The following is a 12,686-nucleotide window of genomic DNA, read 5'->3' as shown; positions in this document are numbered from 1 at the left end:
AGAAGTGTTGTGATGATTGTGCGGACAACGGAGGTAACGGACGTTGTGTTCGTAGTGTTCACGGCGGCTGCCGCGACCGCGGCGGGGCGGCCGTGAACGGAACCGACGGCGCGGGGCCGGGGCGGCGGCTCACCCTCGCCGGACAGTTCCTCGCCCTCCAGCTCGGCATCATCGTCATCGTCCTGGTCATGGTGGGCGCCGTGTCCCTCGCCCAGTCCGACGCCCGCCTGCGCCAGACCGAGAGCAGGCGTATGCTCGCCGTCGCCGAGAGCACCGCCGCCCGCGACACCGTGCGCGTCGGCCTGCGCGAGCCCGACCGCAGGGAGGTCCTGGCGCCCCTGGCCGAGAGCGTCCGCGCCCTGTCCGGGGCCGACCTGGTCGTGGTCCACGACGCGGCGGGCGCGCCGATCACCCTCGACCCCGGTCCCGTCGCCGACGCCACCGACGCCGACCTGCCGGGGGTGGCCACCGCGCTGGGCGGCCGCGCCTGGACCGGGGTGACCGACGTCGACGGCCAGCGCACGGTCGCCGCCGCCGTCCCCGTCATCGGCGAGGGCGGGACGATCCTCGGCGTCGTCGTCGCGGGCAGCGACTACCCGGGACCCGGGGAACTGCTCGTGCTGGCCACCCCGAACCTGCTCGTCTACCTCGGCATCGCCAGCGTGCTCGGCGTGGTCGGATCGCTGCTGCTGTCCCGCCGGGTCAAACGCCAGACCCTGGGCCTGGAACCCGAGCAGATCACCCGGCTGGTGGAACACCGCGAGGCCATGCTGCACGGCCTCAAGGAGGGGGTCCTCGGCCTGGACGCCGACGACCGCGTCACCCTGGTCAACGACGCCGCCGTCCGCCTGCTCGACCTGCCCCCCGACAGCGTCGGCGCCGCGCTCGCCGACCTCGACGTCCCCGACGACCTGCGCGACGTCCTGGTCGGGCGGGTGCGCGGCCGCGACACCGTCGTGGCCGTCGGAGACCGGCTGGTCGCGCTCAACCGGATGCCGCTGGCGACCGAGGGGCGCGCGGTCGGCTCGGTCACCACCATGCGCGACCGCACCGACCTGGTGGAACTCCAGCACGAGCTCGACGCCAGCAAGACCACCACCGACACCCTGCGCGCGCAGGCCCACGAGTTCGCCAACCGGCTGCACGTCATCTCCGGTCTGCTGGAACTGTCCGAGTACGACGAGGCGGCACGCTACGTCAGCCAGATCGGCGGCGCCCGCGCCCGGCTGAGCGCCCAGGTCACCGAGCGGATCCAGGACCCGTCGGTGGCCGCCCTGCTCATCGCCAAGGCGAGCGTGGCCGCCGAACAGGGCGCCCGGTTGAGGGTGGCGCCCGGCGCCCGGCTCGGCCAGCTCTCCGAGGAGCTGGCCGCCGACCTGGTCACGGTCGTGGCCAACCTGGTGGACAATGCGCTGGACGCGGCCACCCAGAACGCCGGGCCGGACCGGCCCGCCTGGGTGGAGGTGGACGTGGTCGGCGGGGACGGCGACCCGGTGCGCGTGTCCGTGCGCGACTCGGGCCCGGGCGTGCCGAGCGAACTCGCCGACGAGGTGTTCCAGCACGGGTACACCACCAAGGGCGGTTCGGGCCGCAAACGCGGTCTCGGCCTGGCCATCGTGAGCCTGGTGTGCGCGCGCTGCGGCGGCGAGGCCACCGTCTCGGGCTCCGAGTTCACCGCCGTCCTGTACGACCGCCACGACGACGAGGGGAACGGGTCATGAGCACGAGTCGAGCCGCCGACGGTGGTGACCGGGGCGCGGCGGGGGAGAGGCCGCGGGGCGCCTCCGGCGGGGAACCGACGGTGCGCACGCTCATCGTCGACGACGACTTCATGGTGGCGCGCGTCCACCGGGCCCTGGTCGAGCGCCTGCCCGGTTTCACCGTGGTCGGGGAGGCGCGGACCGGAGCCGAGGCGCTGGAGATGGTCTCCCGGACCCGCCCCGACCTGGTGCTCCTGGACGTCTACCTGCCCGACATGAACGGCATCGACGTGCTGCGCCGCCTGCGCGGCCCCGACGCGGGCGCCGACCTGCCGGAGGTCGACGTCCTGGTGATCACGGCCGCCCGGGACGGCGCCACCGTCCGCCAGGCGCTGCGCGGCGGCGCGGTGCAGTACCTCATCAAGCCCTTCGAACCCGCCGAACTGGTCGAGCGCCTGCGCGGGTACTCCCGGCTCCGCCGCGACCTGGACACCGACACCGCGCCCGACCAGGACGCCGTCGACCGCGCCTTCGGGGCCGCCCGGCCCCCGGAGCGCACCGCCGCCCGGACCATGCCCAAGGGGCTGACCCCGGAGACCGCCGACCTCGTCCGCGCCGCGCTCACCCGGGCGGTGTCCGAGGGCGGGGCCACAGCGGACCTGTCGGCCGCCGAGTGCGCGGAGCAGACCGGGGTGTCGCGGGTCAGCGCCCGCCGCTACCTGGAGTACTTCACCGAGCAGGGGCGCGCCGAGGTGCGGCTGCGGTACGGGACCGCCGGTCGGCCCGAGCGCCGCTACCGGTGGCTGGGCGGCTGAGCCGTGCCTTCCTTGGGCCTCCGCTTCGCTTCGGCCCGCCCGTCGTGGTGGCCGGGGGCCGCGTGACCCGCTACACTCGGTCGCATGCGAACCGAGACCACCCTTCACACCCAGTGGTGGCGCCGCTCCTAGGCGGTGCACCCGGTTCGTATACCCGAGACCAGCGACCGCCCCGGACCGGCGGTCGTTTCGCGTTTCCACGGCCCCGGCCGGTGTGACCACCCGACCGACCACAGCGCCCGAAGGACCGGCCGTGAACCCCAGCGACGCCTCGACCACCACGTATCGCACCCAGGGCGGCGTGACCGTCCGCCGTACCGCCTCCGACTGCGACCCCGAGCTGCTCACCGACCTCGTCCAGGCGGTCGAGCACCGCCGCGGCGGCGTCCTCTCCTCCGGGATGGAGTACCCGGGCCGCTACTCGCGCTGGCACCTGGGGTACGTGGACCCGTGCCTGGAGGTCATCGCGCGCGGCCGCCGCGTCATCGCCACCGCCCTCAACGCCCGAGGCCGGGTCCTGCTGCCCGTCGTGGCCGACGCGCTGGTCTCCGTGGGCGCCGCCGAGGACCGCGAACGGGACGCCGACCGCGTGGCGGTCACCGTCCCCGAACCCGGCCCGGGGGAGTTCTTCACCGAGGAGGAGCGCAGCCGCCGCCCCAGCGTCTTCACCGCGATCCGGGCCGTCATCGCCGCGATGAGCAGCCCCGAGGACGCCAACCTGGGCCTGTACGGCGCGTTCGGCTACGACCTGGCCTTCCAGTTCGAGCCCATCGAGCCGCACATCGACCGCGACCCCGGCGACCGCGACCTGGTCCTGCACCTGCCCGACGCCGTCGTCGTCCGCGACCGCAAGCGCGAGACCTGCGTGCGCTACACCTACGAGTTCACCATCCCCGCCGACGGCGACCGCCCCGAGGCCAGCACCGACGGGCTGGAGCGCGTCACCGAACCGACCCCGCGGGTGGTCGCCGCCGAGGTCCCCGAGGGGCCCGAACCCGGCTCCTACGCCCGCATCGTCGCCGACGCCAAGGAGAGGTTCCGGCGCGGCGACCTGTTCGAGGTGGTGCCCGGCCACCGCACCTACGCCCGCTGCTCCTCCCCGGCCCGCTTCTACGAACTGCTGCGCGAGCGCAACCCCGCGCCCTACGAGTTCTTCTTCAACCTCGGCGAGGGGGAGTACCTGGTCGGCGCCTCCCCGGAGATGTTCGTCCGCGTCACCGGCGAGCCCGGGACCGGCCAGCGGGTGGAGACCTGCCCGATCTCCGGCACCATCAGCCGCGGCGAGGACGCCCTCGGCGACGCGGAGAACATCCAGGAGCTGCTCTCCTCGGTCAAGGAGAAGTCCGAGCTGACCATGTGCACCGACGTGGACCGCAACGACAAGTCGCGGGTGTGCGAACCGGGCAGCGTGCGGGTGATCGGCCGCCGCCAGATCGAGATGTACTCGCGGCTCATCCACACCGTCGACCACATCGAGGGCACCCTGCGCAGGGACTTCGACGCCCTCGACGCCTTCCTCACCCACATGTGGGCGGTCACCGTCACCGGGGCGCCCAAGACCTGGGCGATGCGGTTCATCGAGCAGCACGAGACCAGCCCCCGCCGCTGGTACGGAGGCGCCGTCGGCGTCCTCAACTTCGACGGCTCCATGAACACCGGCCTGACCCTGCGCACCGCGCACATCCAGAACGGCGTGGCCACCGTCCGGGTCGGGGCGACCCTGCTCTACGACTCCGACCCCGAGGCCGAGGAGCGCGAGACCTTCCTCAAGGCGCGCGCTCTGCTGGAGACGCTCGCCCTGGGCGAGCGGGAGGACGGGCCGCGGACCCCGCACGACGGCTCCGCCGATCGCGCCTCCGAGCCCGCCGCCGAACTCCCCGGCGAGGGGATGCGGGTCCTGCTGGTCGACCACGAGGACTCCTTCGTCAACACCCTGGCCGACTACGTCCGCAGGCACGGGGCCGAGGTGACCACCGTCCGCTACGGGTTCGACCCCCGTCTGTTCGACCGGTTCGCGCCCGACCTGGTGGTGCTCTCGCCCGGGCCGGGCCTGCCCGAGGACTTCGGGACGGCGAAGCTGCTGGACGAACTGGCCGCCCGGAGACTGCCGGTGTTCGGTGTGTGCCTGGGGCTCCAGGCGATGGTCGAGCACGCCGGGGGCGAGCTGCGCACGCTCGACGAACCCGTGCACGGCAAACCCGGCCGGGTCCGGGTGTCCGGCGGGAGGCTGCTGGAGGGGCTCGGCGAGGAGGAGGTCTTCCCCGCCGCCCGCTACCACTCCACCTACACGCTGCCCGAACTGGTGAAGAACTTCGACGTCACCGCCGTCCTGGACGGCGAGCACCCCGTGGTGATGGCGATCGAGGACACCGAGGCGCGGTGGTACGGGGTGCAGTTCCACCCCGAGTCGATCCTGACCGCGACCGTCGGCGAGGGCATCGTGGCGCGGGTGCTGCGGCTGGCCCGGGGCTGAACGGCGTCGGTCCGCGCGTGGGGAGTTCCACGCGCGGACCGGATCACCCGGGAGCGGGGCCGGGGGCCGGGCGGGACGTGTACCCTCGGGGAAGGCCAATCGGCCCAACCCCGCACACGCTTCCGTGGTCTACCCCCAGGTCACGGCGTTGACGTGTGCCCGGGGGCGGGGAGCCATGAGGAGAGGGTGCTGTGAAGAAGGTCGAGCCGCAGGTACGTCTGGTCGCACGTCCGCAGGTGGACTACGACGCGATCGCCGACTACCTCCAGGAGGTCGGGGGAGAGGCGTGGCTGGAGCGCTTCGACCGCGGTGAGCTGGACGCCCACCTCAACGACCCGCAGAACCTCGCCGAGTTCGCCGGGCGGCTGTGCTACCGCTCCTGGGAGCCGGGGCTGAACCCGAACGTGACCCGGGTGCGCAGGGACCAGGACAAGTACCTGGGCAACATCCTGGCGAGCATGCACGGGTCGGTGCTGGAGCACATCAGCTTCAGCTTCGTGCTGCACAACGTGTCGCGGGTGTGCTGCTATGACTCGGACACCGAGGTCCTCACCGACCGAGGGTGGATTCCCTGGCCCAAGATCGAGGGTGACGAGACGTTCGCGACCCTCAACCCGGACAGCGGTGAGCTGGAGTACCAGCGAGCCACCGAGGTCTACCACGCCGACTACGACGGTCCGATGTACCGTGTCGCCTCTGAGCAGGTCGACCTCCTGGTGACCCCCAACCACCGGATGTGGGTGCGCAGGCACGACACCCAGGCCGCGAGGCGCGGAGAACAGCCTTTCGGGGTGGAGTTCGCCGAGGACATCCTGCACAAGCGTGTCCATTACCAGAAGGCCGCGACCTGGCGCGGCCACACACCCGACCGGGTGGAGATTCCCGCGACGACGCGCGTGTACACACGGCAGGACACCGGAACCGAGGGGACCCGTCGCTACCCGGCTGTCTCCTTCCCGACCGAGGCGTTCGCGCGCTTCCTCGGCTACTTCATCGCCGAGGGCAGCGTCAACGGACATCAGATCTGCCTCGCGCAGAACCGGGGGCCGGTACTGGACCGGATGCGCCGTGCCATCGAGGACATGGGTCTGCCCGCCTATGTTCCGGAGACGGGGAACGGAGCGGTCCGCACCCAGTGCACGGCCCTGCGTGACTTCCTCGCCGACTTGGGGCACTCCCACGAGAAGTACGTCCCCGAGATGGTCCATACCTGGTCGCCGGAGACCATCGCCGTGTTCCTCGACGCGATGGTCGAGGGAGACGGAACAGTCCACCGCGAATCCGGGCATCGGGTGATCTACACGAGTTCGCGTGAGCTCGCCGACGACCTTCAGGTGTTGGCCATCAAGGCGGGGTTGTCCGCCAACGTGCGCGTCGACGAGCGTGTGGGACTGGAACGGACCATGCCCGGCGGGCAGAAGTTCAACAACCTGCGCCCCTGCTACGTGGTCTCGCTGTTGGGGAACCGCTCCTACCCCATCGTCAACAATGCCCGCGGTGCTTCCAGCCGTTACCGGAATGCTGAGGGGTACCACGACCAGATGGAGCACTACAGCGGTCGCATCCACTGCGTCAAGGTGCCCAACGGTCTGTTGTGGGTTCGCCGGAACGGCAAGCCGGTGGTCTCCGGCAACACCCACGAACTGATCCGCCACCGCCCGGGTGTGGCCGTGTCGCAGGAGTCGCTGCGCTTCGTGCGCCTGTCCGACCTGCCGTTCTGGTTCCCGGAGTGGGCGGAGAAGGACCCGGAGCTGATGGAGCGCGCCACGGAGATGCTCCAGCGGATGGAGGAGTTCCAGCTCTGGATGGCGGACCACTTCGGCCTCGACGACGAGGGAGTGAAGTTCGCCGAGAAGAAGCACAAGACCTCCTTCATGCGCCGTTTCGCCCCGGAGGGCGTCGCGACCGGGCTGGTGTGGACCGCGAACGTGCGCACGCTGCGGCACACGCTGGAGGCCCGCACGGCTCCGGGCGCGGAGGAGGAGATCCGGCTGCTGTTCCACCTCATCGGGGAGACCCTCCGGAAGGAGGCGCCCGCCCTGTTCGGGGACTACGAGGTCACCGACGGCGCCTGGGTGCCCCGCTGGCGCAAGGTCTGACCCCTCGCCCCCGTCCGACGGATGACGCCGCACGCCCCGGTCGCGACCGGGGCGTGCGGCGTCCGTCGTCCGCCAGCCCGTGCGCCTAACGTGGGTCCGGTCGGGAGTCGTTCACGGAAGGCGGCGGTGATGGGTGGAACGGGGCAGCGGGTCGACCGGGCGAGCAGGATCGTGCGCTCGTCCGCCGAGGCGGTCTACGCCGCGATGACCGAACCGGAGGCGCTCCGGACCTGGCTGCCGCCGGAGGGCATGACCGGGCGGCTCGACCGCTTCGAGCCGTGGCCCGGGGGCGGGTTCCGGATGGAGCTGACCTACCTCGACCCCGGGGCCGGACGGGGCAAGTCGTCGGAGACCGGCGACGTCGTCGAGGTCGAGTTCGTCGAGTTGGCGCCGGAGGAGAGGATCGTGCAGCGGGCCGTCTTCGAGTCGGAGGACCCCGCGTTCGCCGGGACGATGACGATGACCTGGAGCCTGGATGACCACCCGGAGGGCACGCTGGTGACCGTGGCGGCGACCGGGGTGCCCGAGGGGATCTCCCGGGCCGACCACGCGGCGGGGCTCGCCTCCTCCCTGGCCAACCTCTCCGCGTACGTGGAACCGTAGGGGACGGGAGGTGGCCCGAGCTCCGCGGGGGCGTTCAGGACACCGCGCTGACGAAGACCCGCGCCAGCGCGCGCGACTGGGAGAACATCGGCCAGTGGCCGGTGTCCATCGTGACCAGGTTCCAGGTTCGGTTCGGGGCGTCCGGCAGGCACTTGACGTAGGTCGTCGGGATCTCCCCGAGCGGTCGGGTCAGGGCGGCCGGTTCGGTCAGGGAAGCGCCCGGATGCGGTGTCGAGCCGCTCACGATCCGGGCGACCTGATCGTCGGTGAGGCCCTGGCCGCGCCCGGTGGGAACGTCCCGCTTCTCCGCGAGGCCGGACAGGGTGAGGGGACGGACGCCGTGGCCCGCCGCGCGCAGCTCCGGCACCACCTCGGCCCACGCCCAGGCCCCGCCCCCCGCGAGGCTAGGCCGAGGCTGCGCGCAGAGCGCGGGGGGTGACGCCGAGGTGACGGCGCATGGTGCGGGTGAGGTGGCTCTGGTCGGCGAAGCCGCAGTCCTGCGCGATCCGGGCGATGGGCGTGTCTGTGGTGACCAGGGCCCGGCGGGCGTGTTCGAGGCGCTGCCTGAGGACGTACTGGTGGGGCGGGTGCCCGGTGGAGGAACGGAACAGGCGGGTGAAGTGGGAGCGGCTGACACCGGCGACCCTGGCGAGGTCGTCGAGACTGATCGGCCCGCCGAGGTTGGCGTGGATGTGGTCGACGACGCGGCTCAGCCTGCGTGGTGGGAGCGCGGAGCCCGCCGCCGGTGCACGGCCGCCGCCGTGGTTGGAGGAGACCCTGAGGACGTGGGCGGCGATCGCCTGCACGAGGGACTGGGCGTAGAGGGAGTCGTCCGGGCCGGTCTGTTCGTACTCCAGGACGAGCCGCTCGACCATCATCGCCAGGAACGGGTCGCTCAGGTGGAAACTCGGCGTGACCTCCAGCGTGCCGTGCAGGCCGTCTTCGTCGGCGAGCTTCTCCAACCAGGTGGGGTCGAGCGCCACGAGCATCAGTTCGACGTCCTCCTCCCACCGGGGACGGCACGCCCATCCGGCCGGGTTGATCAGGGACTGTCCGCGGTGGAAGCGCTCGCGGCGGGCCAGGCCGTCGGCCGACCAGCTCAGGTTCGTCGAGGTGCCGGAGTGCACCACGAGCACGTGCGAACTCGGCCCGACGGGCGGTTGGGCGACGGGGTGCTTCCCGGCGGCCAGCTCGACATCGCGTTCCACGACCGCGTGCCCCAGGCCGGAGCCGCTGCCGGACAGGTGCACCAGGTGCGGCTTGATCAGTGAGGTTCCCACGCTCTCCATTCTGACCGTCCTCGCCTCGAACACAGGGGCGGGTGACGGTCAATTCCGTGATGTGTTTGTTCCAGGACGGCCGGATCGTTCAAGAGACGACGCGCCTACCGGGTGAGAGTGGTCGGGTACCGCGGGTCAACCTAGGGAAAGGGGACACCCCATGAGCTCGAACCACTCACTGTCCGGGAAGACCGTCCTGATCGCCGGGGGCGCGAAGAACCTCGGCGGCCTGCTCAGCACCACCGTCGCCGCCGACGGCGCGAACGTCGTCATCCACCACCACTCCGACGCCAGCGGCGCGGACGCGAAGAAGACGCTCAAGGCCGTGGAGGAGGCCGGCGGCGAAGGTCTGGTGGTCCAGGGAGACCTGACGCGGGTGGACGAGGTCGAGCGCCTGTTCACCACCGCCAAGGACCACTTCGGCGGGATCGACGTGGCCGTCAACACCGCGGGCATGGTGCTGCGCAAGCCCATCGTGGAGACCACCGAGGAGGAGTACGACCGGATGTTCGCGGTCAACTCCAAGGCCGCCTACTTCTTCATCCGTGAGGCCGGTCGTCACCTCAACGACGACGGCAGGGTGATCACCATCGTCACCTCCCTGCTGGCGGCCTTCACCGACGGCTACTCCACCTACGCCGGGGCCAAGGCCCCCGTGGAGCACTTCACCCGGGCCGCCGCCAAGGAGTTCGCCGAGCGCGGGATCTCCGTCAACAACGTCGCCCCCGGTCCGATGGACACCCCGTTCTTCTACGGCCAGGAGACGCCCGAGCGCGTGGTCTTCCACAAGTCCCAGGCCCTGGGCAACGACCTCACCAAGATCGAGGACATCGTGCCGCTGGTGAGGTTCCTGGCGACCGACGGCCGGTGGATCACCGGTCAGACCATCTTCGCCAACGGCGGCTACACCACCCGCTGACCGGCCGCGCAGAACGGATCTCCACATCTCGGCGGAGCCGCGCCCCGGTCCCGGCCAGGCACCGCGCGCGGTTCCGCCGGACCTTCGGCGGGCCCGCGCCGCCGTCGGCGGTCCGGTGCGGATCACCGGTCCATCCGAGCCGACACACATCCCAGGAGGGTACCGATGACCAGTCGCCTCATCGCCCGCATGGTTCCGCGGCGGACCGACGAGGAGCATCGCGCGGCCACGCCTCTGGAACTCTTCTTCGACCTGTGCTTCGTCGTCGCCGTCGCGCAGGCCGCCGTCGGCCTCCTGCACGCGATCGCCGACGGCCACGCCGGCGCCGGGACCCTCGGTTACGCCTTCGTCTTCTTCGGCATCTGGTGGGCCTGGATGAACTTCACCTGGTTCGCCTCCGCCTACGACTGCGACGACGTGCCCTACCGGCTGCTCACCCTGGTGCAGATGGCCGGGGTCCTCGTCTACGCGGCGGGGGTCTCCCGCGCCTTCGACGGCGACTGGACCCTCACCGTCATCGGCTACCTCATCATGCGTGTCGCCCTGACCGCGCAGTGGCTGCGCGCGGCCCGCGGTGAGACCGACGCCGGGGCCCGCACCGCCCGACGCTACGCCCTCGGCCTGATCCTGTGCCAGAGCGGGTGGGTCGTCCTGCTCCTGGTCCCCGAAGGCGTCCAGCGATGGCTGTTCGTCGTCCTCGCCCTGGCCGAGCTGTCCGTGCCCGTGATCGCCGAACGCGCCCGGCGCACCCCCTGGCACCCCCACCACATCGCCGAACGCTACGGCCTGTTCACCATCATCGTCCTCGGCGAGACCATCCTCGCCGCCACCGTCGCCGTCAGGTCCGGGCTCGACGACCACCACGCCCTGGGTCCGTTGGCGTCCATCGCGCTGGGCGGTCTGCTCATCGTCTTCTCCGCCTGGTGGATCTACTTCTCCGTTCCCGCTCACGCCCATCTGATCTCCACCCGGCAGGCCATCCCCTGGGGTTACGGCCACTACGTCGTCTTCGCCGCCGCGGCCGCCATCGGCCCCGGTATCGAGGTCGCCGTCGAACACGCCACCGGCGAGGCCCACGTCGGTTCCCTCACCGCCAACGCCGCCCTGACCGTCCCGACCGCCGCCTACCTGGTCACCGTCTGGCTGATCCACACCCGCCACCACGCCGCCACGGTCGTCGACCGCGCCGCCCTCCCGCTCGCGGCCCTGGCCGTCCTCGCCGCCACCTTCACCGGCGCCGCGGCCGTGCCGCTCACCGGTGTCCTGTGCGCGGCGGCCACCGCCGTCGTCGTTCTCGCCGGGAACCGGAGGACCGAACCGGTAGCGCCGCCGACACCCGCGTGAACCTTTCCGCCGCCCGCGCCGACTGTTCCGGTGACGGGCGGAGCGAGGAGGAGGTGCGGTGGACGGTGAAGACCGACGCGACGGACTGTTGGTGGTGCGCTGCCAGCTCGGGGAACGGGAGGCGTTCGGCGAGCTGGTGCGTGTCTGGCACGACCCGTTGCGGCGCTACGTGTGCGGCATGGTGAACTCGTCGCACCTCGCGGACGACCTCGTCCAGGAGGTGTGGGTCGCCGTGCTGCGGGGACTGCCGGGGCTGCGCCAGCCGGACCGGTTCGCCCCGTGGGTGTTCACCATCGCCCGACGCGTGATCACCGACCACCTGCGCCAGTCCTACCGCGCGCGGGAGACGCCGGTGGAGGAGGCGGGGGACGTCGTCGCCGACGGCGACTCCCTCGGCGCGGTGCTGACCACGATGCAGGTGGAGGCCGGGCTCGACGGTCTGCCGCCGTTGGAGCGCGAGGTGCTGGTCCTGTTCCACCTCCAGGATCTGCCGCTGACCGTCTGCGCCGAGGTGCTCGGTGTTCCGCCCGGCACGGTCAAGAGCAGGTTGTACCGGGCGCGCCGCATGCTGCGCGGCGTCCTGGTCGAAAGGGGGTACGAGGCATGAGTGGGGAGAACCCCGCGCCCGGGCGGGAGGTGCCCGAGGAACTCCGGCGCGCGCTGGCCGCGGAGGTCTCGCTGGCCTCCCGGATGCGCCACGTGGTCGTGGGGGTGATGGGTGGATGCGCGGCGGCGCTGATCGCGGTGCTGTGGGCCACCGAGCCGCAACCGCTTCCCACGCGCACCCAGGCCGCTTTCGCCGGGCTGATCGCCATCGGGCTGGCCTGGGCCGTCTTCGCCGGATGGGTGTTGAGCAGACGCCGACCGCTGTTCGCCCGGGACCGCGTCCTGGGAGGCCGGATCGCTCTCGCGGCCGCCCTGGTCACAGGCGTGGCCGGGACGGCGCTGGCCGCGGCCCGTGCGGGGGCGGGCGTGACCCTGGGTATCGCCCTGGTGGGCCTCTGCCTCGTCATCGCGTCGGGGACCGCCCTCCTCCGGGCGCGGTCCCGCCACCGTGAGCTGCTGCGGTTGCGGGACGCGCTGAGCCACGAGGACCCCCGAACCCCGTGACGCACACCTTCGGATCCATCACACGTCATCGAGGAGACTGACATGAACGACAGGATCATCCCGATCGGCCCGCTGGCCCTCGCCCTGCGCCTGCGCGGCGCGAGCGGGCGTACCGTCCTGCTGATCGCCGCGCTGGCGGCCACGGCACTGCTGGCCGGGATCGGCCTGCTGCTGATCTGAGCCGCCGCGAGCGCGTCGCGGAGCCGTACCGGCCCCGCGCGTCGGGGCGCCGCGCTGCGGGCGCGGCGCCCCTGCGCTCCTCCGGAGGCGGCGGCCGACTCTAGCTTGGCGTTTAAGCTGCTTGCTTGTCTCTGGAGCGGCTCGTAGCACCCGCTTTGTTCTT

The 12,686-nt window shown here is 71.9% G+C and carries 11 protein-coding genes and 3 pseudogenes; 12 read left to right on the top strand and 2 right to left on the bottom strand.

Features of this window, described 5'->3' with window-relative positions; all coding sequences use genetic code 11:
• The first annotated feature begins 92 nt into the window (after positions 1-92).
• From DVR05_RS21870 to DVR05_RS21845, 7 genes and pseudogenes are all read left to right on the top strand, one after another.
• A complete protein-coding gene (locus DVR05_RS21870) occupies positions 93-1,721 on the top strand; it encodes a sensor histidine kinase (RefSeq protein ID WP_116247785.1) in 1,629 nt (542 codons plus the stop codon).
• The gene (locus tag DVR05_RS21865) at positions 1,718-2,515 is read left to right on the top strand and encodes a response regulator (RefSeq protein WP_369974570.1); all 798 of its coding nucleotides are present in this window, start codon (positions 1,718-1,720) and stop codon (positions 2,513-2,515) included. Before DVR05_RS21870 ends, DVR05_RS21865 begins: the two co-directional genes overlap by 4 nt.
• Before the next feature lie 253 nt (positions 2,516-2,768).
• A complete protein-coding gene (locus DVR05_RS21860; RefSeq protein WP_116247784.1) occupies positions 2,769-4,988 on the top strand; it encodes an anthranilate synthase component I in 2,220 nt (739 codons plus the stop codon).
• Between the two features lie 191 nt (positions 4,989-5,179).
• A pseudogene (locus DVR05_RS27565) lies at positions 5,180-5,521 on the top strand (FAD-dependent thymidylate synthase); the annotation flags it as partial.
• A 147-nt stretch (positions 5,522-5,668) separates the two neighbouring features.
• A pseudogene (locus DVR05_RS28005) lies at positions 5,669-6,355 on the top strand (LAGLIDADG family homing endonuclease); the annotation flags it as partial.
• Positions 6,356-6,622: 267 nt separating this feature from the next.
• Positions 6,623-7,087: pseudogene (locus tag DVR05_RS27555) on the top strand (FAD-dependent thymidylate synthase); the annotation flags it as partial.
• A gap of 129 nt (positions 7,088-7,216) precedes the next feature.
• On the top strand, positions 7,217-7,690 hold the full coding sequence (locus tag DVR05_RS21845; protein ID WP_116247783.1) for an SRPBCC domain-containing protein: 474 nt from the start codon (positions 7,217-7,219) through the stop codon (positions 7,688-7,690).
• Positions 7,691-7,724: 34 nt separating this feature from the next.
• On the opposite strand, the gene DVR05_RS21840 is transcribed toward DVR05_RS21845, so the two are convergent.
• Entirely contained in the window at positions 7,725-8,057 is a 333-nt protein-coding gene (locus DVR05_RS21840) for a hypothetical protein (RefSeq protein ID WP_232832257.1), read from the bottom strand.
• Positions 8,058-8,094: 37 nt separating this feature from the next.
• Entirely contained in the window at positions 8,095-8,970 is an 876-nt protein-coding gene (locus tag DVR05_RS21835; RefSeq protein ID WP_198659288.1) for a helix-turn-helix domain-containing protein, read from the bottom strand.
• Positions 8,971-9,130: 160 nt separating this feature from the next.
• Here DVR05_RS21835 and DVR05_RS21830 point away from each other — a divergent pair, with 160 nt between their 5' ends.
• The 5 genes from DVR05_RS21830 to DVR05_RS26745 all read left to right on the top strand — a co-directional run bounded on the left by DVR05_RS21830 (position 9,131) and on the right by DVR05_RS26745 (position 12,523).
• Positions 9,131-9,889, top strand: coding sequence for an SDR family oxidoreductase (locus DVR05_RS21830; protein WP_116247781.1), 759 nt, complete (start codon positions 9,131-9,133; stop codon positions 9,887-9,889).
• A gap of 165 nt (positions 9,890-10,054) precedes the next feature.
• Positions 10,055-11,233, top strand: coding sequence for a low temperature requirement protein A (locus DVR05_RS21825; protein ID WP_232832256.1), 1,179 nt, complete (start codon positions 10,055-10,057; stop codon positions 11,231-11,233).
• A gap of 58 nt (positions 11,234-11,291) precedes the next feature.
• Positions 11,292-11,840 (top strand): RNA polymerase sigma factor, encoded by a 549-nt coding sequence (locus tag DVR05_RS21820; RefSeq protein ID WP_116247780.1) that lies wholly within the window; start codon positions 11,292-11,294, stop codon positions 11,838-11,840.
• Positions 11,837-12,343, top strand: a complete 507-nt coding sequence (locus DVR05_RS21815) for a transmembrane transport protein (protein ID WP_116247779.1) — start codon at positions 11,837-11,839, stop codon at positions 12,341-12,343. Before DVR05_RS21820 ends, DVR05_RS21815 begins: the two co-directional genes overlap by 4 nt.
• Before the next feature lie 42 nt (positions 12,344-12,385).
• Entirely contained in the window at positions 12,386-12,523 is a 138-nt protein-coding gene (locus DVR05_RS26745) for a hypothetical protein (protein WP_157982504.1), read from the top strand.
• Positions 12,524-12,686: the final 163 nt, after the last annotated feature.

Source organism: Nocardiopsis sp. FIRDI 009 (genome assembly GCF_003386285.1).
Taxonomy (GTDB): domain Bacteria; phylum Actinomycetota; class Actinomycetes; order Streptosporangiales; family Streptosporangiaceae; genus Nocardiopsis.
This window is presented reverse-complemented; position numbering and strand designations above follow the sequence as displayed.